Annotated in this window: 21 protein-coding genes; 11 read left to right on the top strand and 10 right to left on the bottom strand. The window is 28.8% G+C overall.

What is annotated here, in order from left to right:
- The 7 genes from AQ1685_RS08405 to AQ1685_RS08375 form a co-directional block, all read right to left on the bottom strand.
- Complete coding sequence (locus AQ1685_RS08405) at window positions 1-1,410, bottom strand: GspE/PulE family protein (RefSeq protein WP_095071179.1); 1,410 nt, start codon at window positions 1,408-1,410, stop codon at window positions 1-3.
- A 779-nt stretch (window positions 1,411-2,189) separates the two neighbouring features.
- The gene (locus tag AQ1685_RS08400) at window positions 2,190-2,414 is read right to left on the bottom strand and encodes a hypothetical protein (RefSeq protein WP_095071175.1); all 225 of its coding nucleotides are present in this window, start codon (window positions 2,412-2,414) and stop codon (window positions 2,190-2,192) included.
- Window positions 2,415-3,561: 1,147 nt separating this feature from the next.
- Window positions 3,562-4,152, bottom strand: a complete 591-nt coding sequence (locus AQ1685_RS08395) for a hypothetical protein (RefSeq protein WP_157730157.1) — start codon at window positions 4,150-4,152, stop codon at window positions 3,562-3,564.
- 907 nt (window positions 4,153-5,059) lie between these two features.
- Window positions 5,060-5,791 carry a hypothetical protein gene (locus AQ1685_RS08390; RefSeq protein ID WP_095071171.1) on the bottom strand — a complete coding sequence of 244 codons (732 nt, stop codon included), beginning with the start codon at window positions 5,789-5,791 and terminating at the stop codon, window positions 5,060-5,062.
- A gap of 97 nt (window positions 5,792-5,888) precedes the next feature.
- Entirely contained in the window at window positions 5,889-7,064 is a 1,176-nt protein-coding gene (locus AQ1685_RS08385) for a GlmU family protein (protein WP_095071170.1), read from the bottom strand.
- 89 nt (window positions 7,065-7,153) lie between these two features.
- Window positions 7,154-7,903: a T9SS type A sorting domain-containing protein gene (locus AQ1685_RS08380; protein ID WP_095071168.1), complete on the bottom strand. Its 750-nt coding sequence runs from the start codon at window positions 7,901-7,903 to the stop codon at window positions 7,154-7,156.
- A 3-nt stretch (window positions 7,904-7,906) separates the two neighbouring features.
- Window positions 7,907-8,440: an ankyrin repeat domain-containing protein gene (locus AQ1685_RS08375; protein ID WP_095071167.1), complete on the bottom strand. Its 534-nt coding sequence runs from the start codon at window positions 8,438-8,440 to the stop codon at window positions 7,907-7,909.
- 234 nt (window positions 8,441-8,674) lie between these two features.
- Between AQ1685_RS08375 and AQ1685_RS08370 the strand changes: the two genes are divergently transcribed.
- The 3 genes from AQ1685_RS08370 to AQ1685_RS08360 are packed head-to-tail and all read left to right on the top strand — an operon-like array spanning window position 8,675 to window position 10,293.
- A complete protein-coding gene (locus AQ1685_RS08370) occupies window positions 8,675-9,061 on the top strand; it encodes a 6-phosphogluconate dehydrogenase (RefSeq protein ID WP_095071165.1) in 387 nt (128 codons plus the stop codon).
- Window positions 9,054-9,605 carry an acyl-CoA thioesterase gene (locus AQ1685_RS08365; RefSeq protein WP_095071163.1) on the top strand — a complete coding sequence of 184 codons (552 nt, stop codon included), beginning with the start codon at window positions 9,054-9,056 and terminating at the stop codon, window positions 9,603-9,605. Before AQ1685_RS08370 ends, AQ1685_RS08365 begins: the two co-directional genes overlap by 8 nt.
- Window positions 9,598-10,293 carry a cyclase family protein gene (locus tag AQ1685_RS08360; protein WP_095071161.1) on the top strand — a complete coding sequence of 232 codons (696 nt, stop codon included), beginning with the start codon at window positions 9,598-9,600 and terminating at the stop codon, window positions 10,291-10,293. Before AQ1685_RS08365 ends, AQ1685_RS08360 begins: the two co-directional genes overlap by 8 nt.
- A gap of 49 nt (window positions 10,294-10,342) precedes the next feature.
- Here the strand turns inward: AQ1685_RS08360 and AQ1685_RS08355 are convergent, their stop codons facing one another.
- Window positions 10,343-11,350 (bottom strand): 3-oxoacyl-ACP synthase III family protein, encoded by a 1,008-nt coding sequence (locus AQ1685_RS08355; protein ID WP_095071159.1) that lies wholly within the window; start codon window positions 11,348-11,350, stop codon window positions 10,343-10,345.
- Between the two features lie 231 nt (window positions 11,351-11,581).
- Between AQ1685_RS08355 and AQ1685_RS08350 the strand changes: the two genes are divergently transcribed.
- The 8 genes from AQ1685_RS08350 (at window position 11,582) to AQ1685_RS08315 (ending at window position 25,691) form a co-directional block, all read left to right on the top strand.
- Window positions 11,582-12,835 carry an MFS transporter gene (locus AQ1685_RS08350; protein WP_095071158.1) on the top strand — a complete coding sequence of 418 codons (1,254 nt, stop codon included), beginning with the start codon at window positions 11,582-11,584 and terminating at the stop codon, window positions 12,833-12,835.
- Window positions 12,836-12,912: 77 nt separating this feature from the next.
- On the top strand, window positions 12,913-14,802 hold the full coding sequence (htpG, locus tag AQ1685_RS08345; protein ID WP_095071156.1) for a molecular chaperone HtpG: 1,890 nt from the start codon (window positions 12,913-12,915) through the stop codon (window positions 14,800-14,802).
- A gap of 357 nt (window positions 14,803-15,159) precedes the next feature.
- On the top strand, window positions 15,160-19,326 hold the full coding sequence (locus AQ1685_RS08340) for an InlB B-repeat-containing protein (protein ID WP_095071155.1): 4,167 nt from the start codon (window positions 15,160-15,162) through the stop codon (window positions 19,324-19,326).
- A 167-nt stretch (window positions 19,327-19,493) separates the two neighbouring features.
- Window positions 19,494-20,813 carry a hypothetical protein gene (locus AQ1685_RS08335; RefSeq protein WP_095071154.1) on the top strand — a complete coding sequence of 440 codons (1,320 nt, stop codon included), beginning with the start codon at window positions 19,494-19,496 and terminating at the stop codon, window positions 20,811-20,813.
- Window positions 20,814-21,029: 216 nt separating this feature from the next.
- Entirely contained in the window at window positions 21,030-21,734 is a 705-nt protein-coding gene (locus tag AQ1685_RS08330; protein WP_095071153.1) for a carboxypeptidase-like regulatory domain-containing protein, read from the top strand.
- Window positions 21,734-22,747, top strand: coding sequence for a transglutaminase domain-containing protein (locus AQ1685_RS08325; RefSeq protein WP_095071151.1), 1,014 nt, complete (start codon window positions 21,734-21,736; stop codon window positions 22,745-22,747). Before AQ1685_RS08330 ends, AQ1685_RS08325 begins: the two co-directional genes overlap by 1 nt.
- A gap of 312 nt (window positions 22,748-23,059) precedes the next feature.
- Window positions 23,060-23,824 (top strand): LytR/AlgR family response regulator transcription factor, encoded by a 765-nt coding sequence (locus tag AQ1685_RS08320; protein ID WP_162288567.1) that lies wholly within the window; start codon window positions 23,060-23,062, stop codon window positions 23,822-23,824.
- 52 nt (window positions 23,825-23,876) lie between these two features.
- On the top strand, window positions 23,877-25,691 hold the full coding sequence (locus tag AQ1685_RS08315) for a DUF885 domain-containing protein (RefSeq protein WP_095071147.1): 1,815 nt from the start codon (window positions 23,877-23,879) through the stop codon (window positions 25,689-25,691).
- Window positions 25,692-25,744: 53 nt separating this feature from the next.
- On the opposite strand, the gene AQ1685_RS08310 is transcribed toward AQ1685_RS08315, so the two are convergent.
- On the bottom strand, window positions 25,745-25,954 hold the full coding sequence (locus AQ1685_RS08310; protein WP_157730156.1) for a hypothetical protein: 210 nt from the start codon (window positions 25,952-25,954) through the stop codon (window positions 25,745-25,747).
- Window positions 25,955-25,964: 10 nt separating this feature from the next.
- Window positions 25,965-26,174, bottom strand: a complete 210-nt coding sequence (locus AQ1685_RS08305; RefSeq protein WP_095071144.1) for a hypothetical protein — start codon at window positions 26,172-26,174, stop codon at window positions 25,965-25,967.
- Window positions 26,175-26,180 lie beyond the last annotated feature (6 nt).

Raw genomic sequence — 26,180 nt, 5'->3', positions numbered from 1 at the left:
CTAAGATATTAATAATGAGTATACTTCATCAATTGAGGTTATTCCTCTCTTCACTAAATCTAAAGCATTAACTTTTAATGTATTAATACCATTCTCTGTTAAATACTCATCTATTTCAGATTGTTCTTTTTTAATTGCTTTTTCTATAGGTTTTGTCACTGGAATAATTTCATAAACTGCTTTTCGTCCTTTGTAACCTGTTTGATAGCAATGTTCGCATCCAACAGCTTTATAATGCGTTTTTAAAAGTTTATTTTCTAATATTTCTTCAGGAACGTCTTCTTCATTTACAGCTACTTCTACTTTACAATGATCACATAATTTCCTAACCAATCGTTGAGCTATACTCACGTTTAAAGTACTGGCTATTAAAAATGAAGGAACTCCCATATCGATTAACCTAGAAACCGTTCCCCATGCAGAATTTGTGTGTATAGTAGATAAAACTAAATGACCTGTTAAAGCTGCTCTAATGGCCATATTTGCAGTAGCTACATCTCTGATCTCTCCTACCATAATAATATCAGGATCTTGTCTTAAAAATGTTTTTAAGGTACTTGCGAAATCTAAACCAATATCTTCTTTTAATTGTACTTGGTTCACTCCTTCCAGAGTGTATTCTATAGGATCTTCAATAGTTAGAATATTAGTATCTTCTTTATTCAATTCTTTTAAAGTAGCGTACAATGTTGTTGTTTTTCCTGAACCAGTTGGACCAGAGATTAGTATAATTCCATTAGGCTTTTTAACGGCTTTTTTATATGATTGTAATTCTTCTAATGTAAATCCTAGTTTATCTAATTGAATAGCAACATTATTTTTAGATAGAATACGAAGTACTAGTTTTTCTCCATGTAAAGTTGGTAGTGATGAAACACGAATATCAAAATCTTCGTAGGCTGTTGTAATATTTATTCTTCCATCTTGTGGCAAACGCTTTTCTGAAATATCCATTCCAGACATAATTTTTAAACGGTTAACGATTTTAGGATACTCATCGAGCGAGATTAAATATTTCTCTATTAGTTTACCATCTATTCTAAAACGGACTTTATTTTGCTCTTCAAATGCCTCAAAATGGATATCACTACTTCCTATTTCTTTAGCTTCATGAATAATGTTTAGTAAAAAATCATCGGAATAGCTTAATGTAGATGTTTGTGTGTTTCTTTTTCTATAATTAATTAGTAAAAACTTATTAATTATTTCTTTTTCTTCTTGTTCTAAATTTACTGTACTACCTAATACAATTTCTAGTTCATTTTTAAGTTCAACTGAATCTTCAGTATCTGTTAAAAAGGTAATTTCTGTCTCTGTTTTTAACTTAGGTATTATTCTATATTCATAGGCCAATTCAGAAGTAATTAACTGTACTAAATCGGTTGCTAAGTCGTATTTTTTCTCTTTCATTTAAATAGTATATAAATTCACTATATCAAACATCAAATTTAGCAATAAAATTAAAAATAAAAATATTGCTTGAAATCCTGCTAAAGGTACTGTCTTGTATTTCATTCTAGATTTCATGATTACAAATAAAAGCAATGAAAACAGCAATGAACTAACGAATAAAATTAAAAAATTAATCGTCGGAAACGCAACAGCCAAGCCCGTAAAAAACAATAGATCTCCCAAACCTATAGCAGAAAAAAAAGGTAATTTCAATTTAAACTTTGTGTAGCCCCACAAACATAAGATTAGAAACAATAAAAAGGAAAAATTGAGGGTAATTGATAATAAATATAATTCTAAAAATGTATTTTGATAAAATACTATACCTCCTAAAAGAACAAACGTTAATAATAAAAAAACATGTACTTTTCTTTCTTTGAAATCTTCAAAAAAAATAGTGATTAAAATGAATAAATACAGGTATAGCAATACGATACAATTTTAAAAGTGTGTAAACTTAATATTTATTTTTCTTAAGAGATGACCGGATTAAAATAAAAATACAATCTTAAAATCATTCATAAAATGCTTACTTATAAAATTTCTTCAACGAAAACTTGATTTCCTTATTAATAACAAAAAACTACCTCAATTATATTTAGATTAAGGTAGCTTATAATATTTTTATTTTATTTGCTCAGCTTGAACGGTACTCGACAGGAGTCGAGCACTAGCTGCAACGTTTATTTATTAATTTGGACACGAGTTAGAATTGATCTGAAATATTTATATTTTTTTTAGGACGAAACAAACAAAAACACACCTAAAATAAAAGCACTAAGAGCAAAATATTTTAAATTAAAATTATTAATAATTTCATCGTTATTATAATCTAAAAAAGAGCTCTCTTTTCTAAAAATATAACTATCTATCAAGTCCTTATGTTCTTGCCATATAATAGCAAGCTTGATAAAAAAATAAACACTAAGTATTCCTAAAAAAAACTTTATTAAAATTTCCATTTCCAAATAGATTATATTCTTGCATCAACTTTCCCGTTCAATCCTTGTTAGCGCTCGATTTCTATCGAGTGACAAAATAAAGATAAATCGTAATGTTTTAATATTATAGTTTACTTGCTCAGCTTTTATTTACTCATTAAAACTTAACAAAAATTTAGGTTCGTTAAGATAAAATAGGGGTCTAAAATCATTCATAAAATGCTTACTTATAAAATTTAAAAATTTCTTCAGTAAAAACTTAATTTCTCACTAATACCAAAAAAACTACCTCAATTATATTAGATTAAGGTAGTTGATAATATTTATATTTTGTTTGCTCAGCTTGAACAGGACTCGAGCACTAGCTGCAACATTTATTTATTAGGGCGCAAGCTGGATTATAAGGTTAATTTGTGATGTTTAAATATTAACTTTTTTTACCTCTTTTAATTAAAAAATAATAAAGAAAACAAAATATTATTACTAAGACTATGAGTGTTAACCATAATGACTGATCAGATGTAATACTAAAAGACATTATAAAAAATAACTTAATCAACTCTATCAGCTTTAAAAATAATAACCTAAACCACGAGCAATCAAAATTATAACTAATGTTAAAACAAACATTTTAAACTTTAATTTCATTCTAATTAGTGTAATATTTTATTGATGATCCTGTATATACTTGATAATTTTTTGTTCTCCACTTCTCAATGTACCATTAATTATTACTTCTGGAAGCATAATTATTTTTTTCTTGAATTTAATTTGAAAAATTTGTGTGCATAGAATTTCCCTGCTAGCGCTCGATTCCTATCTAGTGACCAAATAAAGATAAATCATAATATTTTTATTTTATAGTTTTACTTGCTCAGCTTTTATTTACTCATTCAAACTCCACGAAAGTTTAGTTTCGTTAATATAAACGATAGAGTCCTAAAATCTTTCATAAAATACTTACCAATAAAATTTAAAAAATTCTTCAGTAAAAACTTAATTTCTCACCAATATCGAGAAACTACCTCAATTATATTTAGATTAAGGTAGCTTATAATATTTTTATTTTATCTGCTCAGCTTGAACGGTACTCGACAGGAGTCAAGCATTAGCTGGAACGTTCATTCATTCGTGCGTTAGCGGGGGATTCTGGCGCTAGCATTGAGTTTCATTGCCTAATCTTTAAACTATCTAAATAACTTTTCACAGAATAAGGCTCCATTTTTTTCAATTTATTTTTTATACTAAAACTCCATTCTTTTTGTTTTTCTTTATTTAAAGAGTGCTGTGTCTCCCTATCATAAAAGTCTTGATTTTCATCTAATTTCTTGTTGACACTTTCATAAACTAAAAAATAATCATCTAAACTTACTCTCTCTTTCTTTAAAAGTAGAAATTGTTTTCTTAATTTTCTTGCATATAATTCAACTATATCAAAATGTAGCTGTTCATGCTTTAGTAAATGATTATTTTTTTTAAAAACATACGATTCAAATTTATAAAATTTCGAATGTATATTAAAGCGTATATTATTACCAATTTTTCTGTATGATATAGAAAGCCCAACAGATGCACCAGCTCCGTGTAAATTATCTTTACAAAAATTATGATCTTTAGTTAAAAATTGAAAGTCACTCCAAAATAACGGTCTATCTTTACTCCATAATACAACAGAATCATTGTCACTTAACATACTATTCTGAGCATGTATGCATGATAATGTAAAGAAAATTAAAAAAAATGTAACTATTTTATTCATTACTTAATATATATAGCTATTCGATTATTGTAATCCCTTGCTAGTGCTCGATTCCTATTGAGTGACAAAATAAAGATAAATCGTAACGTTCTAATATTACAAGTTTCACTTCCTCAGCTTTTATTTACTCATTCAAACTTAACAAAAATTTAGGTTCGTTAAAATTAAAATAGAGTCCTAAAATCATTCATAAAATGCTTACTTATAAAATTTAAAAATTTCTTCAGTAAAAACTTAATTTCTCGTTAACACTAAAAAAACTACCTCAATTATGTTAAAATTAAGGTAGTTCATCGTATTCTGATGTTACTTGTTTAGCTTGTACGATACTCGACAGGAGTCGAGCACTAACTGCAACGTTTATTTATTAGTGCTCGAGCGGTTGCACCTAAAATAATATTTACTGTTTTACTAGTTGACTTTTATCTCCATCTAAAATAACTTTATTTAATCTAAGAGTTAACGATTATTAATTATCTTATTTATTCTTTTGGGCGAAAAGTAAAAATGATTGAAAAGACCTATAATCAAAGTAGATGAACAAATTAAAATCACCCTAATTAATTCAAATTTCTGACCGAAAAAAATATTTTCAAGTCCCATTTGTTTTCGTAATACATATATTGAAAAAATTAAAATAAAATATTGTAGTAGTAATATTACTATTTTTACACTATATCTTTTTTTAGAAAAAGATATAGTGTAAAATATAATTTATCTAAAAAATACATTTCATTAATTTAAATTAATACTATAATTCACTTATTCCCTTGCTAGCGTTCTATTCATATCGAGTGACAAAATAAAGATAAATCGTAACGTTTTAATATTATAAGTTTCACTTGCTCAGCTTTTATCTACTCACTTGGTGACGAACGGGAATTTCTATTATAAAAACTAGTAAAAATTAATAAAATTTATATTCATTTAATTTTTTAATAATTTGTTTTCTAGGATTTCGAGTTAATCCATTCTTACATTTCTCTCCTTCTGAAACTATTCCTACTACCTTCATGGTTTCCCTATCAGAAACATTCCAACAAAATGAAGAAAGTTCATATTCAAATGTCTGTAGAGAAGCTATGCTAACTTTAGCTAATAACTTATCTCCATCATACATTAGTAAAAACTGTTGTTTATCATTTAAAGTTTGCAAATAAAAGGCGTTGGCTTTTTTAACACTTTGAAAAAACTGTTTTCTTCCAACTACCTTTAAAGTTGTTATTATTGCTAATTCCGGATTTTTTAGAAGATAATCTCTTATATTTTCATTATTAGCATTTATCGTATTAACTATAGCTACTTTATCTTGAATTTCTAGTTGTACATAATTTGGCACATATTCTAGAGAGTCATTATATTCTATCAGTTCTTGAAGTGAAGTATTTTTTATGTATTCTTTGTAACTTTTGTAATTAGATGTATTGAAACTTTTAAGAGTTGTACTTAATTTAATTTTTTCTGAATATTCAGGAACTCCTATTACTTGGAATTGCGATTTTCTAATTCCTTTTTTATTCAGCCCTAGAACACCAAGATCTAAAGTTGTATAAGATTGATAAAGTTTGTCTTTTTTTGGTAAGGTATTACAAGAAGTAACAATCAAACATAAAATTATTATGTAGCTAATTCTTTTCATATTAATTTTTTAAATTCCCACAACAAAAATACTATTTTAAGTAGAACTTAAAATAGTATAGATAATAAAATTACTCAGCTTATCAACAGCTTATTAACTAGTAGTTCCTATACTGTTTTGACTGTTCAAAAACAGCGGAAAGAATTTTTTGCTCTAGTTCGTCATAAACTATATTTCTTCTTTTCATAACTACTTCTGCTACTTCATTTACTTTATTCATTTTATATTCTGTAAAGCCTGAAGCTCCTCCCCAACTAAATGATGGGACAAAGTTTCTTGGGAAACCACTTCCAAAAATATTAGCAGAAACTCCAACAACTGTTCCTGTATTAAACATCGTATTGATACCACACTTGGAATGATCTCCCATGATTAAACCACAAAATTGTAATCCAGTTTTAGCAAACCTTCCAGTTTCATAACTCCATAAACGAACTTCTGCGTAATTATTTTTTAAGTTAGAATTATTTGTATCCGCTCCTAAATTACACCATTCACCCAATACAGAATTTCCTAAAAAACCATCGTGTCCTTTATTAGAATATCCAAACAACACAGAATTATTTACTTCTCCTCCTACTTTACAATATGGACCTAAAGTTGTTGCTCCATATATTTTAGCTCCAAGTTTTAAAACAGAATTTTCACACATAGCTAAAGCTCCGCGAACAACAACTCCTTCCATGATTTTTGCATTCTTTCCAATGTAAATTGGACCTGTTGTAGCATTTAAGGTTGCAAAAGTTAATTTAGCTCCCTCTTCTATAAAAATATTTTCTCGACCAATACATTGAACAGTTTCAGGAATCGGTTGAGTTTCTCTTCCTTCGGTTAATAATTCAAAATCCTGACGAATTGCTGTATCATTATTTGAGAAAATATCCCAAGTATTATTAATCTTTATAATATTTTCTTCAAACTCTATTTGCGTGTAATCATCAAAATTAACTTCTTCTTGATCTATAACACTGTAAAAAGCAATAACATCTTCACCTTTAAAAATAGCTTCATTTCTTTTTAAATTCTGAACCATATTTACAAGTTCTGGTGTCGGTAAAAAAGAAGCGTTAAGCATTATATTTTCTTCCATTTCAACCATTGGATATTTTTCTTCTAAATACTCTTCTGTTATAGTAGTTGTTGTAAGTCCTAAATACTTTTCCCACTTTTCTCTAATGGTTAAAATACCAATTCTAATATCTGCAACTGGCCTTGTGTATGTAAATGGTAAAAGAGAAGTTCTAACATCTCCGTCGAATAAGATATAATTCATTTTAATCCTTTTTTGAAGCTGCACAAAATTACAATAAAAAACCGATTGTTATTCACAATCGGTTTAGATATAAATATTTAATTTTTCTATTATTTTTTAAGGATTTTTTTTATTCCCAATTTATTCTCAGCTCTAATTACAAGCGTATAAAATCCGCTTCCAACTCCTGAAAAATCAATCTCTTTATCTAATTGAGAAACTTCTCCTGTTTTTATAACTCTACCTGAAAAATCATAAACATCAATTAAAGCAGATTCTACATCTAAAGGTAATTGTACATTCATATTATTAGAAACTGGATTTGGAAATGCATCGAAAGCTAATGTTTCAAAATCATCTTTACCAAGTGTAACTCCTAAAGTTGTAGCTCCTCGGTTGGTAGAACCATGATAAGCATATGTAGTAGATGCACCAAAAGCCCAGATAATATCAATACTTCCAGCAGTATTACTAAATATAAAATCGTTAGAATCTCCTGTATTATTAGCTCTTGTTGCTGTAATAGTTCTAACTCCTCCAGAAACTGAGTTAGATACCATATTCCAATCTTGACTTGTATCTGCAGGAGGCAGCTGATTTCCTACTGTTCTAGCATCTGTAATCGTTATTCCATCTGTTCTGAATACATCAGTATTACTAAACATATTTGTTGCGTTATCATCAAAACCAACAGCAAACCAAGCGTTAGATGGACCTGTTAAAATTAAGGTTGTAGTTGTTGCGTCCGTTTCTAAGTTTATACTTAAATCGCCTCTAAGAACTTGAGTTCCTGTAGAAAAAGTTTGTGCAAATGTTACGCTAGAGATTAGCACAACAAAAAGGAGTAATTTTCTTACCATAATTTAGTTTTTAAATAGAGTTAATAATTTTTGATTTTTCTTTAAAACCGCATAATCTTTAGCTGTATTACCACGATTATCTTTTATATCATATTTTGCTCCTGCATTAACCAATTCTTCAGCAATTGGATTTAAATTAAAAATTACTGCATAATGCAAAGCTGTCGTTCCGTTCGCATCATAAACGTTAACATCTGCTTTTTTAGATAATAAATATGAAACTAATTCTTTATTTCCTTTAACTACCGCTGCCATTAAAGCAGTTCCATAACCATTATTTAAATTGATATTATTAGATTTATCTACTATGTATTTAGCTACCTCATTATTTCCACTATAACAAGCCAAAATAAGAGGCGTATAACCTGCCATATTTTTTTGGTCAATTAATTCAGGTTTTTCTTCTAAAATATTCTTTAAATCTGTTATACTACCTGAACGCGCAATTGAGAATATATCTTTATTGCTTTCTTGTGAAAACAAATTGATATAAGAGAATAATAGAAGAGCAATTGATAATTTGAGATAGTTTTTCATTGGTTTAATATTTGGTTATATATAAATATAATTAAATAAATGTTAAGTATATAAATTACTAAGTCGTAAACTAATTAAAAACCTGACTTTATTTCTATTAAAATATTTGAAAAGGAAAAAAAAGCTTTAAACGAGGAAAAAAAAGCTTTAAAAAAACCGTTAAACTTTAATTAATTTGACTTTTATTTTTGTGGTCTATTGAATTAGGAATATTTTTAATCTTAATTTTGTTTCATGAAAAAAATTCTATTCAAAATTCTAGCAGTTATCTTATTGTTAGCGGCAGCTTATTACACTTTCATTTATTTTGTTCCATACAGTGAAGGAGTTCGTTCTGGAGAATTAATAAAATTTAGTAGAAAAGGTATTACGTTTAAAACATGGGAAGGAGAAATTAGTCAAGGGATTTCTGGAGCTCAAATCTTCAGTTTTTCAGTTGAAGATAAAGAAGAAAAGGCTATCAAAAATCTTCAAAAGTATCAAGGTCGATATGTAAAATTAACCTACAAAGAAAGATTTGGAAAGTTTTTTTGGCTTGGCGATACTAAATATTTTATAACTAAAGTAGAAGAAGAAAACTCTCCACACTTTAGTGGTTTAAGATCTAAAAAAGATGAATAAAACATACAAACACGTAGAAGAAACTAGAATTACAATTTCCGAATTAATGTTACCTTCTCACGCTAACTTTAGTGGAAAAATTCATGGAGGCTACATTCTAAATTTAATGGATCAAATTGCTTTTGCTTGCGCATCTAAATACTCTTCAACATACTGTGTTACTGCTTCAGTAGATACTGTAGATTTTTTAAATCCGATTGAAGTTGGCGAGTTGGTAACCATGAAAGCCTCTATTAACTATGTAGGAAGAACTTCTATGGTCGTAGGAATTAGAGTTGAATCACAACATATTCAATCAGGAAATGTAAAACATTGTAATTCTTCATATTTTACTATGGTTGCAAAAGATGATAATGGAAAAAATGTACCTGTGCCTGGTTTGATTTTAAACAGCGAACTAGAAATAAAACGTTTTTTAAAAGCTATAAAACGCACAGAAATGAAAAAGACAAGACAAGATGAATTTGATAGAGATGATTTTATTCCTGAAAACTATTTAAAAGATTTAGAAAACTACAATGTAAAAATTGAATTAAATGGTTGAAATAGTAGATCTCAGCCAAGAGATATATGAAGGAATGCCTGTATTTAAAAGTTTACCACAAGTTAAAATGCAGGTACATAATACACATGAAGAATGGAATGACGAAATTAACCCTACTACTCAAACTCCTGCTGTTTATAAATTAGAACTCGGTGAACATACTGGCACTCATGTTGACGCTATAAATCATATGGCAAAGGAACATATTGGAAAATCTATCGATACCATGCCACTTTCTATGTTTTATACAGAAGGAATATGTTTAGATCTTTCACACAAAGGGTTTAAAGAACTAATTACTTCTGATGATTTAAAAAAAGCTTTAGAAAAAGAGAATTTATCAATAAATAAAGGAGATACCGTATTAATTTATACAGATCATTATAGAAAAGCTTTCAACACTGAAAATTGGGGAAATGGACCTGGAATAACAGCTGAATGTACAAGATGGTTAGGAAATTATGAGATTTCAGCTTTTGGTGTAGAGACGATGTCTCCAGGTGTTCCGAAAGTTTCAAATAAAGAAGTACATTATATCTGCGGAGAAATAGGATTTACTCATTATGAAAACATGATTAATCTCCATAAACTTATTGGGAGAGGAAGATTCCGTTTTATAGCATTACCCTTAAAAATACGTGGTGGCACAGGCTCTCCTGTGAGAGCTGTTGCTATTTTTAATGAATAAAAAAAGTCAAAGTTTAAACTTTGACTTTTTTATCTTTTTATTGTTATACTTACCAACGAATCACAACCGATCCCCAAGTAAATCCACTACCAAAGGCTGCTAAAACAACTAAATCATCTTCCTTAATTTTTCCTTCTTCCCAAGCTTCTGTTAAAGCTATAATAATAGAAGCTGCTGTAGTATTACCATAACGCATAATGTTATTGTATACTTTATCGTTAGATAACTCAAACTTCTTTTGAATAAATTGAGCGATTCTTAAATTCGCTTGATGAGGAATTAACATATCAATATCATCTTTCTGTAACCCATTCGCTGTTAATCCTTCAATAATAGCTTCAGAAAAACGTACAACAGCATGTTTAAATACAAACTGACCATTCATATGAGGAAAATAAGAAGCATCTTCAGGATCATTTGCTTCTATAATTTCTGGAACCCAACGGTTTGTTGATGGTCCAATTAAAGCTAATTCCTTTGCATGTTTACCTTCAGAATGTAAATGAGAAGATAAAATCCCTTTTCCTTTCTCTTCTGTTCTAGATAAAACTGCTGCTCCTGCTCCATCTCCAAAAATTACAGTAACTCCTCTACCTCTTGTCGATTTCTCTAAACCTCCAGAGTGATTTTCAGCACCGATTACAAGAATATTTTTATACATTCCAGTTTTAATAAACTGATCTGCTACAGATAAAGAATAAATAAATCCAGAACATTGGTTACGTACATCTAACGCACCAATTGTTGGCATGTCTAACATATCTTGAATTTGTACTCCACCACCAGGGAAATACATATCTGGACTTAACGTTGCAAAAATGATAAAATCGATATCATCTTTAGTTAACCCAGCTCTTTCGATAGCTATTCTAGCAGCTTTTGCTCCCATAACAGCTGTAGTATCTTCAGTTTTAGGGTCTATCCAACGACGCTCTTTAATTCCTGTTCGCTCCTGGATCCACTCATCACTTGTCTCCATCCATTGGGTTAAATCGTCGTTAGTTACAACATTTTCAGGAACATAATATCCTAAACCCGTAATTTTTGAACTATACATATTTAAAGTTATAATTTAGTTGTTTGCAAATTAAAAGCCCGTAAAAGTATGAATTTTATCATTTTTGTACAAAAATGCGTAAAGACAATATTATTAAAATGTCAAGGTGTCAGCTGAGTTTATCAATTTTTACGTTTTGTATGAATTCAATTCTTTATTTTTTTTTACCTTTAGAGTATACCTCATTACTTAAGGACTAACCAATATTACTATAATTAACGTTTTACTACTTTGAAGAACTACAAAAAAACGGTACAAATTATTTTTCTGATTTTAGCAGCAGAAATTACATATGCATTACCTTTTGTATTACTTCGCATTTTTCGTCCTACATTTTTAGAAGCCTTTAATATTACCAATAAAGATATAGGAATTTGCTATACATTATATGGTATTACAGCTGTAATTTCATATTTTTTTGGCGGGCTAATCACAGATAAATTTAAGTTAAAATATTTAATGAGTATTGCATTATTTTTAACGAGTTTAGGTGGTTTTGCTTGGGTATGTTATCCTTATTTAACTACGCTTTACGTGTTATACATATATTGGGGATTTACAACTATTATGCTTTTTTGGTCTCCACTTATAAAAGCTACACGTTTATGGGGTGGAAAAGAAAGTCAAATATTAGGTTTTGGATTATTAGAAGGAGGACGAGGAATTGTAGCTGCTTTAATTGGCACCATTGGTGTTTTTATTCTTACTACAATAACTTCTGAAGAAAATTCATCTAGCTTACTTTTACAAAGCGCTATGAATAAAGTATATTTAATTACTTCTGCTCTCGTAATGCTTGTTGCTTTTTTAATTTTATTACTGCCTAATTTTGGAGAACATTCAAAAATTAAAACTACTAATAGCCATAAGTACAATATAATTAAAGCATTAAAATACCCTATAGTCTGGATTTTAATGATTATTGTATTAACCTCATACATAGGTTTTAGAATAGCAGATATTTTTACCCAATACTCTAGTGAAGTGTACGGTTATAATTCTAGAAAATCGGCTGAATTAGGTACATTTATTTCTTACATCAGACCTATAATTTGTTTACTAGTTATATTTTTTGCAAAGAACTCTAATCCTTCTAAGTGGCTGATTATAGGATTCTCAATAATGTCTTTAGGTAGTTTCTTATTTGTTTTTAATATCGATATTTTTAACTTTTCATTATTACTACCTTTAGTTTGTTCCTTAATTGGTGTTTACACAACCAGAGTTTTATACTTTACTGTACTTGAAGAAGCTAAAATTCCAATCACAATGACAGGTACAGTTGTAGGTATCGTATCTGTAATAGGATTTTCTCCTGATATTTTTCTTGGCCCAATAGAAGGGTATTATTTAGATGAAGTTGGTGGTGTATTAGCTTATCAATACTTGTTTATTTTCTTCTTAGCTAGTTCTTTAATTGGTTTGTTTGCTTCAATTTTATACAACAACTCATTAAATTCTAAAAATAAGTTACTGTCAACCTGACATTCTTTAACAATTTGGTATTTTTTTTGACAAGTTTACCTTGAAAATTTAGAATAAAAAATCAAACACATATCATTATGAGTAAAGGAAGTATTAATGTATCGGTGGAAAATATTTTCCCGCTAATTAAAAAATTCTTGTATTCAGATCATGAAATTTTCCTTCGTGAGTTAATTTCAAATGCTACAGATGCAACAACTAAACTAAAACATTTAATTTCTATTGGAGAAGCTAAAGTTGAATATGGTAATCCTCAAATAGAAATTAAGATTGACAAAGAAAACAAAACGCTTCATATTATAGACCAAGGTCTAGGTATGACAGCAGAAGAAGTTGAAAAATACATCAATCAAATTGCTTTTTCAGGAGCTGAAGAGTTTTTAGAAAAGTACAAAGATTCAAATAACGAAACTGGTGTAATTGGTCACTTCGGATTAGGCTTCTATTCTGCATTTATGGTTGCAGATAAAGTTGAAATTATCACAAAGTCTTTTAAAGATGAAGCTGCTGCTCACTGGACTTGTGACGGTTCTCCTGAATATACTTTAGAAGCACACGATAAAACAGAAAGAGGAACTGAAATTATTCTTCATATTTCTGAAGATGAAAAAGATTTCTTAGAAGACTCTAAAATTTCTGGATTATTAACAAAATACAACCGTTTCAACCAAATTCCAATTAAATTCGGAACCAAAACTGAAACATTACCATTACCAGAAGGTGCTGCTGAAGATGCTAAGCCAGAAACAAAAGAAGTTGATAACATCATTAACAATACAAACCCGGCTTGGACAAAAAAGCCTGCTGATTTAGAAGAGGATGATTATAAAAACTTCTACAGAGAATTGTATCCAATGCAGTTCGAAGAGCCTTTATTCAATATTCATTTAAATGTTGATTATCCTTTTAATTTAACTGGTATTTTATATTTCCCTCGTTTATCTCAAAACATGGATATTCAAAAGGATAAAATTCAGTTATATCAAAACCAAGTATTTGTAACAGATAATGTAGAAGGAATTGTTCCAGATTTCTTACAAATGCTAAAAGGAGTTATTGATTCTCCAGATATTCCATTAAACGTTTCTCGTTCTTACTTACAAGCAGATGGAGCGGTAAAGAAAATTTCTGGTTACATTACTAAAAAAGTTGCGGATAAACTTTCTTCTTTATTCAAAAAAGATCGTGAAGATTTCGAACAAAAATGGAACGATATTAAAGTAATTATTGAGTATGGTATGTTATCTGAAGATAAATTCTTCGATAAAGCTAAGAAGTTTGCCTTATACCCTACTGTAAATGATACTTTCTTTACTTACGAAGAGTTAGTTGAGAAAACTAAAGATTCTCAAACGGATAAAGATGGAAATCATATCATTTTATATGCAGCAAATAAAGATGCTCAACACAGTTATATTGAAGATGCTAAAGCTAAAGGATATGAAGTTTTATTATTAGACTCTCCTATTGTTTCGCATTTAATGCAAAAATTAGAAACATCTTCTGGAGATGCTAAATTGCAGTTTAAACGTGTAGATGCAGACCATGTAGATAATTTAATTAAGAAAGATGATGCTATTATTTCTAAACTTTCTGATGAAGAAAAAGAGAAATTAAAACCAGTTATCGAAGGTGCTGTAAACAACACTAGTTATACTGTTCAGTTAGAAGCTATGGATTCTTCTGCTTCTCCTTTCTTAATTACTGTTCCTGAATTTATGCGTAGAATGAAAGAAATGAGTGCTACTGGTGGCGGCGGAATGATGGGAATGGGTAATATGCCAGAAATGTATAATTTAGTAGTTAATACAAATCATGAGCTTGTTTCTGATATTTTAAATGCTGATGAAACAAAACAAAAAGAATTAATTTCTCAAGCTTTTGATTTAGCTAAACTTTCTCAGAACTTATTACACGGTGAAGAACTAACAAACTTTATTAAACGTTCTTACGAATTGATTAAATAAGATAAAACTTTATCATAAATAAAAATCTCTTTACACAACGTAAAGAGATTTTTTTTATGTTTTTATTTACTTCTGTGTAGTAAAAAAAGTATATTTTAAATTCATCTTTTTACTTTTTAATGCACTTATATTATCCATAATATCATTTATACTAACACGTACATGAAATAATTACTTACGTTCATACACTGTGTATTGTAACGATAAGCATTGGCACTTATTTTTACCGAAAAATCATAATAAAATATAGTACATTTTATAAAACCACAATACTCAATGAGTGTGTTATAGACTTAAAATCAGAAAGCTAAAATAATTTACATTACATTTGCATCTTTAAAAATTTAATCCCTTTCTATGAAAAAAATTTACTTTTCATTGCTTTTTTTAAGCATAACTTTAACGATTAACGCACAAATTGTCACGATCCCTGATGCCAACTTTAAGGCTATATTATTGGCTAATACTTTGATTAATAGCAATGGAGATAATGAAATACAAGTAACTGAAGCCGAAGCTTATAATTCTGGGCTTAATGTAAACAATGCTAATATTGCAGATCTTACAGGAATTGAAGCATTTGTAAATCTTCAACAACTATCATGTAATCAAAACCAATTAACAGCTTTAGATGTTACTGCAAATACTAAGTTAACCAGTTTAAGTCTTTTTGGGAATAACGTAGCCAGTTTAGATGTATCGCAACTCATAGAATTAACTTTTCTTGATGTTGGGTTTAATGAATTGATTAGTTTAGATATTTCTAATAATACTAAAATCACAAGCTTGCGTTGTTCTTTTAATGAGCTAACCTCATTAAATCTTGCTAATGGTAACAATGCTTTAATGAGTATAGATTTATCCAGTAACTTTGAATTATATTGTGCAAAGGTGGATAATGTAAATATCGCCACAAATGCTGCTTGGGGTAGAGATGATATTCTTGGATATAGTGAAGAAGACTGTAGTACAAAAACAAGTATCGTTTTAACAGCTTTTAATGGTAGTGTAAATATAAATCCAAGTTCACTTGGAAATTTATACACCATTGGTTCTAGCATTACATTAACAGCGACCCCTGCAACAGATTACGAATTTAGAAGTTGGTATGGAGATTCGAATGAAACTATAAATCCGCTGACAATAACTTTAAATGAATTTACAAGAATTGAGGCATTATTTAGCAGAATTAATGACCCGATAGTTAACATTCCAGATACAAACTTTAAAAATGCATTATTGAACCACAATGTTAATATAGACACGAATAGAGATGGTGAAATTCAAGTTTCAGAAGCTGAAGCTTACAATGGAGAACTCATTATTAATAATAACAATATTTCTGATTTAACAGGTATAGAAGCTTTTACCAATATTATAACATTAAGTTTTGAAAATAACAATGTAACTAATGTCGATTTGTCCCAAAATACAGAGCTAAAAAATCTCAATTGTTTTAATAATAAAATCAATTCGTTAGATCTAAATAATAATATTGAATTAACAAATTTAAGGGCCTATAGTAACCTTATTACAGGAATTGATATTTCAAACTGTGACAAACTATCGGTTATAGATCTCAGAAACAATCTATTAAACACCATTAATACCAATGCACAAGCTGATTTATTTTTATTGGATCTAGGTTCAAATAACCTGTCATCAATAGATTTAACTCAAAATACCAAATTACAATTTCTATCCTTAGGACAAAATCAAAATTTAAGCACTTTAGATGTTAGCAATACTCCTTTGTTAAGAAGGTTGGAAATACGAGGTACTGGTATTGCTGCTGTAGATATTAGTATGCTTTTAGATCTTGATGATTTGGATATTTCTAGAACTCCAATAACGACTATCAATATTGATGCAAATACAAAACTAACAAAATTTGAAGCTCAAATCATGAATGATTTAGAAAACATCTCATTCATTAATAATGTTCTATTAGAGAGAGTAACTGTGTCTAGTAGTAAAATTTCTGAATTTGATCTTTCTTCAAACCCTAATCTAGATGATTTATTTTTGTCTGGAGGTAATGTATTAACACGAATTAATATCGCCAATGGAAATAATGCGAATATTTCCAGATTTTACAGTAATCCTAATTCAAATATCACATGTATTCAAATTGATAGCGGATTTACACCTCCTAGTTCTTGGGTAAAAAGTGCTGCTGCCAGTTTTAGTGATAATTGTACTCAGTATACTGTTAATTTAACTAGTACTAATGGAAAGATCGATACGAATCCTGATCGAAATACACTTGTATTTGAAGAAGATTTAGAGGTAATATTAACCGCTACTCCTGATCCAGGTTACCAATTTGATGGTTGGTCGGGTGATGCTACTGGAAACACGAATCCATTAACTATTACAATGGATGCCGATAAAACTATAACAGCTATTTTCAGTAAAATTCAGCATACATTAACTACAAATGCAACTAACGGAACTATCACTAGAAATCCTGTAACTCCAACTTCTGGAACTTATGATTTTGGAACTGAGGTAGAATTAACAGCAACACCAAATGCTGGTTATCAATTTGATGGTTGGTCGGGTGATGCTACTGGAAACACAAATCCATTAACTATTACAATGGATGCGGATAAAACTATAACAGCCCTTTTCAGTAAAATTCAGCATACATTAACTACAAATGCTACAAACGGAACGATTACCAGAAATCCTATAACTCCAACTTCTGGAACTTATGATTTTGGAACTGATGTAGAATTAACAGCAACACCAAATGCTGGATATCAATTTGATGGTTGGTCAGGTGATGCTACTGGAAATACAAATCCATTAACTATTACAATGGATGCCGATAAAACTATAACAGCTATTTTCAGTAAAATTCAGCATACATTAACTACAAATGCAACGAACGGAACTATCACTAGAAATCCTGTAACTCCAACTTCTGGAACCTATGATTTTGGAACTGAGGTAGAATTAACAGCAACACCAAATGCTGGATATCAATTTGATGGTTGGTCAGGTGATGCTACTGGAAATACGAATCTGTTAACTATTACAATGGATGCCGATAAAACTGTAACAGCTATTTTCAGTAAAATTCAGCATACATTAACTACAAATGCAACGAACGGAACTATTACTAGAAATCCTGTAACTCCAACTTCTGGAACTTATGATTTTGGAACTGATGTAGAATTAACAGCAACACCGAATGCTGGATATCAATTTGATGGTTGGTCTGGTGATGCTACTGGAAATACGAATCCATTAACTATTACAATGGATACTGATAAAAATATAACAGCTTTATTTAGTAAAATTCAGCATACCTTAACTACAAATGCTACAGACGGAACGATTACTAGAAATCCTGTAACTCCAACTTCTGGAACTTATGATTTTGGAACTGAGGTAGAATTAACAGCAACACCAAATGCTGGATATCAATTTGATGGTTGGTCGGATGATGCTACAGGAAATACAAATCCATTAACTATTACGATGGATGCAGATAAAACTATAACAGCTCTTTTCAGTAAAACATCTAATTTAGACATTGAAATCTTTGCTACTGGTTTTACTTCTTTAGAAGGAATTGGAATTAACTCTAATAATGAAGTATTTGTTTCTGAATATAACTCAGGGAAAATTTTTAAAATTGATACTAATGGAAATAGTACAGAATTTGCATCGTCTGGTTTTAGACTTAATGACATTTCCTTTGACAAAAACAACCAGTTATTTGTTGCCCAAGGCTTTATAGATGATATTTTAATATCTGATACAACAGGTAATCTTTCTGAATATGTAGATGCTTTTAATAAAAAACCTAATGGATTAACTTTTTATGATAATGCTTTATACTACACTTCTGATTTTGGAGATGTGTATAAGGTTGATAGTAATAAAAATGTAACAGTTTTTGCCAACGGTTTCTTTGCTTCTGCTGGTATCGATTTTGATTCTAATGGAAATGCATATATTGCTGATAGAAGTGATAGAAAACTTTTTAAAGTAACTCAAAGCGGAATTAAAACAGAAATTACAGGAGGTAGTAAAATTATTTATGGTGTAGCTGTTGTTAATGATATTGTATATTACACTTCAGGAAATAAAATAATTAAATACAATCCTACAGATAATACTTCTGAAGATTATGTTACTACTGATTTAAATGAACCAGGGCATTTAGAAGTAGATCTTCTAGGAAATATGTATATCGTAAATAGAGGTAATGGAACGATAGTTAAAGTTTTTGATGAAAATTTAAAATCCACTACAGCTAGTATTAATGATGAAGAATTTAATAATCAAATAGTACTATATCCAAATCCTGTTAGAGATTACCTAACAATTAGATCTAAAGATTTTTCTGATATACAAAAAGTTACTGTAGTTAACTCAATAGGTAAAGAAATTATAACTACGAAAAAAACTAATGATATAGATGTTACAACATTGGCTAAAGGTCTTTATTTAATAAAGATAAAAGCGACTAACAATAGAGTAGCAATTAAAAAGTTTATAAAAGAATAAAGATCATTTTTTAATATTTTATCCCTTTCTTTACTTTCATAAAGAAAGGGATTTTTTATTTCTAAACTTTTATTATCTCTAAAAACTCAACACTTCGTTATAAAGAATAATCATAATGAAGTTTTTTTGTAACATTGCGTATCAAACCAATACTAATCTAATAAACTATGAAAAGCAATTACACTAGTATTAAATTTAAGCAATGGTTAGATAAACTTCAACAAGAGAGTTGGCAACTAGAATTACTTATATCTGGTTTTGCTGTTCTTGGTTTATTTAATGCTTTTTTTCCACTTAGGAAAAGATTTAGAGAAGCTGGTGCTGTAGATAGTCCTTATGAATTTTTCTACTTCGTTTTATTAACATTCAGTTCTATACTTATTTTAAACCTTATTGTTCATGTAATCTTAAGAGGTATTTGGATTGGTGCTATTGGTTTACGATATATTTCTGGAGAAATAGATTACGACAAACTAAACTACAGTAAGAAATTTACTAATTATCTAGAAAAAAAAGTAGGTCCGTATGACAAATATGTATCTAACTTAGAAGATTTATGTAGTATAATTTTTGCTTTAACGTTTATTGTACTTTTCTATTTTTTAGCATTCTTCATATGCATAATTATCCCAGGAATTGTCATAGCCTTTTTATTTAGTCCAACTAGTGAACCAACATATACACAAGAAGTAATTGGTGGTAGTATCATAATCACAATAATTACAGGTGGATTTATTGTTTTTATTGATTTTATAACTCAGGGTGGCCTAAAAAAGAAAAAATGGACTTCAATTGTATACTTCCCTATTTATAGATTCTTTAGTATTATAACCTTATCTTTTCTTTATAGACATTTAGTTTACAATTTTTTAGATAATAAATTCGGAAAACGTATTTTATTTTTCTTAATTCCAGCTTATTTATTAATAATTACGGTTAGTACTATTGAAAATACTCAATCTAATTTCTTTGACAATTACACACGATCTAATACAAACTACGCATTTAAAAATAACTACCTTAATTTACTAGAAGATGATGATTTTGTAAAAGATGTAGCAATACAATCTAGAATTGTAAATGATACTTACTTAAAAGTATTTATTGTGTACAATAGTAGAATTGAAAATATTATTCTAAAAAAGAATAAAACTTTAGTTCCTGAAAAAGATTCTAGAGGAATGAAGAGTAAAATCATAACAATTGGAAGAGTTAGAAACAAAAAAGATTTGAATGCGTTACAAACAGAATATTTACATACTTTTAAAAAAGTATATAACCTCATGATTGATGATGTAAAAATTGAAACTGATTTTATTGCTACTAAAGTGAATGATTTATTAGGTTTTGAAACTATTCTCCCATTAAAAAATATACCTGAAGGAAAACACGATTTAAAAGTTACCAGAATCAATTATTCCAGTAAAGACAAATCAGAAATCACAGAAAAAGTAATTGAAATTCCTTTTTGGTATTATAAAAATTAAACTTAAATACAACTTAATGTAAACTCACTATAATTAAAAGATGTCAGTTCGAATAAAATTCTGGTAGGGTTTTATATCAAGAACAATCTTTTAGTGATCAGAATTCACGTTATTAAAATTTCACTAAACCAAAACGACTATTCACTCATTAGTCGTTTTGGTTTTTTGTTTTACTATTTATGTTTGAACAGATTTAATCATAAAAAGTAGAACTCTATGAAAAATAAAATTACACTTGATATTGAGAAACCTTGTTCTAAAAAATTTAGTGATTTTACTAAAACAGAATTAGGCGGTTTATGCGATAGTTGCCACAAACAAGTAATCGACTTTACAGGAATGACTTCTCAAGAAATTATTCATTACTTTAAAAATAACAGTAAAAAGAAAACCTGCGGTCAATTTTCAAAGCATCAACTTTCTACAACAATCACAGCAGAACCTACTCCTAAAAAACCATATCTTTTTAAAACGTTAGGTTTAATGTTACTCTCGCTATTCAGTATAAATCATGTAGATGCGCAACAAGCTAAAGCTGCTAAAGAAGTAACCTCTATTCAAATTAAAACAGACAAGACTAGTACACAAAAGAGAAAATTCTCAGTAAAAGGTACAGTTTCAGATGATAGTGGTCCACTACCTGGTGTTTCTGTTCATTTAGAAGGAACTGTACTAGGAACAGAAACCGATTTTGACGGTCATTTTAGTTTTCCTGAAAAATTAAAAGAAGGAGATGTACTTATTTTCAGTTTTGTAGGCATGGAAACAAAGAAAGTCATTATCAAAAATGAAAAATCGGCTTCCACTATAGAAATGAAAATAAATATTGACATGGCAAATTGTAATCTTATTGGTGAAGTATCTGTTAAAAAAGTTTTCTCATCGAAAAAGAAATTGTGGAAAAAGACACCTAAGAAATAATGAGATTAATCATAACTATCTTCTTTTTTATATTCACTATACAACTAAACGGTCAAATTTCTGATTTCAAAAACATTGACTTTACCAAAGCTGATAATACTGCAAAACTATTTCATGGTGAAAGTTTAAAAAATCTTCCTTTATTAACGTATAAATTAACTTCTAAATTAAACACTGATGTAGAAAAATTTAGAGCAATTTATATCTGGGTTTGTAACAATATACAAAATGATTATACTGGTTTTTTAACGATTAATAGAAAGCGTAAAAAATATAAGAACAATCTTGTTGCTTATCAAAAATGGCATGATAATTATAGAAAAAAGGCTTTTAAACTTTTACTGAATAAAAAAAGAACAATTTGTACAGGCTATGCATATCTAATTCAGCAAATGTCTTATATCGCTGGTTTAAAATGTAAAATGATTGATGGATATGGCAGAAACACTATTTCAAATACAGACGAATTAGGAATTCCTAATCATACTTGGAACGCTATAAATTTAAATAACAAATGGTATTTATGTGATGCTACTTGGGCCAGTGGTTACATAGACGAAAATTTTAAATTCTTAAAAACTTATAATAATGGCTACTTTTTAACATCTCCCCTATTGTTTGCAAAAAATCATCATCCGATAGATAAGAAATGGTTATTGGGCATACATCAAACCGCTGATGAATTTGTAAGTTCGCCTTTAGTTTATGATACCACTTTTGAGCATAAAATAATTCCTATCCAACCTCAAAGCTTATATCTAGAAGTTGAAAAAAACAAACCAATAACTTTTCAGTATAAAACTATAAAAAGTATAAACCTGAAAGATGTAAAATTAGTTTACTATACTTTAAACAACAGTGAAAGAAAATTAAAGCTACATAATATAAGTTTAATCAATAATATTTTAAAATTCAACACCATATTTAAGAAAAAAGGTACTTATGATATCCATTTAAAAACAGCTAGCGAAATTGTAGTTTCTTATGCAGTACATGTTAAGAAAACTATATAATGACAAAAAATATTCAGTTTACCTGTAAAATAGCATCGTTTACTCAATAAAAGTATTTATTTACTCATTTTTACTTCAATTAAAATAAATAATAAAGTATATTCGTTTTGCTTAGATTATGTAAAGAGTTTATGAATAAACTACTCATATATTTTAGTATTAACCTGTTGTAAACTAAAGAAGAAACATCTGTATAAAACTGTCTAGAAAAAATTGCATTGCTTAAAAAAAGTCAAAACTTACATAAGTTTTATCATCCCTAGGTATTATTATTTAGATATTCTTTCTTACTAATTATTTTAAAAGATGTCTATGAATATTTCAGCTATCATAATAGATAGCAAAAAAACTGCTAGAATTAAAATTGAAAATTTAATTAACGATCATTCTTCGATTCATATTATTGGAAATTTTGAAACTGGTAAAGAAGCCTTAAAACAAATCAATATTTTAAAACCTGATCTTATTTTTCTTGAAACCAAATTAGATGATATTACTGGTTTTGATATTATAGATCAAACATCACTTTCCTTTAAACCTAAGTTTATTTTTGTAACAGCGCATGAAAATTTTGCCCGAAAAGCCTTTGATTATTTAGCGTTTGATTACATATTGAAACCTTATAAAGAAGAACGTTTTTTAAGATGTTTGCATAAAGTTTTAGATTACATCAGAAGAGAAAAACTCTTAAGTGTTAATATGCAAAATATTATAACAGCAATTGATAACAAGAAAAATGTTGGAAACGGTAAAATTTCGGTAAAATCTGGTAATAAAATTTTCCTGATAGATATAAATTCAATACAATACATTATTGCGTCAGGCTACTATATAGAAATCTTTACAAGTGATAATAAGAAATACTTATTACGTGAATCTTTATCGAGCATTATTACCAGATTAAACTCTAGTTCTTTTATAAGAATTCATCGATCTACTATTATCAATTCTGATTTTATAGAAGAAATAATTTCTTCAAACTATGGAGAAATGGATGTAAAAATTACAGGTACAATGACCAACTTTAGAGTCAGCAAAAGTTATAAGAAAATGTTTCAAGGTACTATAAGAATATAAATCAGCAATATACATTTCAATATCTTTGTGAGACATTGTAAATAATTTATTAATGAAAAAAATATTCTTATCCCTGGTTATAAGTACAATTGTATTTGCTTCTTGTAAAACTGAATCTAAAGAAGAAAAATCTAAAATTAGTGTGCCTAATATTGCATTTAATCAGCTTTTAAATGATTATAATGAAGGTAAATTAGAACTAAATCCAATAAATGCTACTTCTACTGGAGATAATCGATTTAATGATAAATTTCCAAATTTTTTATCTGATGAATATGCTTTAAAAGCAAAAGACTTTTTTACTACGTATAAAATTAAACTGAATGAATTTCCCAAGGATTCATTAACAGAAAGTCAGCAAATGAGTAAAGCCATTCTTGCTTGGGATTGTAATATGATGTTACAACAAATGAGTTTCAAAAACGATCAATTACTTCCTATCAATCAAATGTGGTCTATTAATTTAAAAGTTGGTCAATTCGCAAGCGGTAGCAGTGCACAACCTTTTAAAACGGTTAAAGATTACGATAACTGGCTCAGTAGATTAAATCAATATAATATTTGGTTACAATCTGCAAAAAAAAGAATGCAACAAGGAATTAAAGAAGGTTATGTATTACCTAAATCTTTAATAAAGAAAGTGATACCTCAGTTTAAAGGTTTAGCTAAAGTTGAAAAAACTTCTGAAGGTGTCAAGGATTTTTCTAAACATTTATTTTATACCCCGATAAATAATATACCAGAAAGTTTTTCTAAAGAAGATCAGAAAAGACTAATCGTAGCTTATTCTGAAATGCTAAACGATAAATTAATTCCTTCTTTTAAATCTTTATATGAATTTTTAAAAGAAGATTATTTAGCCGCAGGATTAGAGTCAAGTGGAATCGATGCTATTCCTGAAGGAAAAGATTATTACAATCACGCGATAAAAAATTATACAACCACAACTATGACTGCTGATGAAATTCATGAATTAGGCTTAAAAGAAGTAGCTAGAATTTTATCTGAAATGAAAAAAGTTAAAAAACAAGTTGGTTTTGATGGTGATTTAAAAGCTTTTTTCGATTACGTTAGAAACAATAAGGAATTAATGCCTTATACAAAACCTCAGCAGATCATTAATAATTTTAATGCGATTCATGATAGAATGAAACCTCAACTAGAGAAACTTTTCGATAACAAACCTAAAACTGACTTTATCGTTAAACAAACTGAAAAATTTAGGGAAGCTTCTGCTAGTGCAGAGTATAACCCTGGTTCTTTAGATGGAACAAGACCTGGAGTTTTCTACACTCCTATTCCAGATGCTTCAAAATACAATGTTTTTTCTGATGAAGCTTTGTTTTTACACGAAGCAATTCCCGGTCATCATTATCAAATTTCGTTAACTCAAGAAAATAAGAGTTTACCTGCTTTCAGAAAAACACTTTGGTATAGTGCCTATGGTGAAGGTTGGGCACTTTATACTGAAAGTTTAGGTAAAGAGTTAGGGTTATATACAGATCCGTATCAATATTTTGGAATGTTAGGTATGGAAATGCACAGAGCAATTCGTTTAGTTGTCGATACAGGAATACATGCAAAAGGTTGGAGTCGTGAAAAGGCAATTCAATACTCTTTAGATAATGAAGCAGAAAGTGAAGCTAGTATTATTTCAGAAATTGAACGTTACATGGCAAATCCTGGACAAGCTTTATCCTATAAAATTGGACAATTAAAAATTCGAGAATTACGTGAAAAAGCAAAGAAAGAATTAGGTGATAAATTCGATATCCGTCAATTTCATAATCAAGTTTTAGAAACAGGTTGCATTCCTTTAGCTCTGTTAGAAGATAAAATTGATCAATGGATAACATCAATAAAGTAAAAACACAAAAACAGTAAAAGAAAGAGAAGCTTTAAAAACTTCTCTTTTTTTGTTTAATATAAACACGTTAAACCTTGAAGATGATCAGATGAAATTGCATGCACACAAACTCCAGAACAACAGGCTGAAAAATCATGATCTGGACTTGCACAATCTGCATGTTGTTTGCATTCGTGTCCAAAAAAGTGACGTAATCCTCCTTTTATTTCCTTTTGAGATTCTTTATTTAATAGTTTTCCTAAGTTTAATATTGATGTTTTCATTTCTATTTTTTTAATGATGATTTGTATTATATCCCCACTCGTTTGCATGCCATTCATCAAAAGAACACATTGCACACCTACCAAATTTATTCATGCAAGTCATAAAACCACATGGATTACCTCCCGGACTTTCATCAGGATCTCTTAATCTTCCTCCTAATATTTGTTTCTGATCTTCTCTTGTTAACGATTTTCCTAAGTTTAATATCGATTTTTTCATATTTCG

The sequence above is a fragment of the Tenacibaculum jejuense genome, from assembly GCF_900198195.1.
Lineage (GTDB): Bacteria > Bacteroidota > Bacteroidia > Flavobacteriales > Flavobacteriaceae > Polaribacter > Polaribacter jejuensis.
Note: the sequence above shows the minus strand (reverse complement) of the source record. Positions and strands in the feature narration are given on the sequence as shown.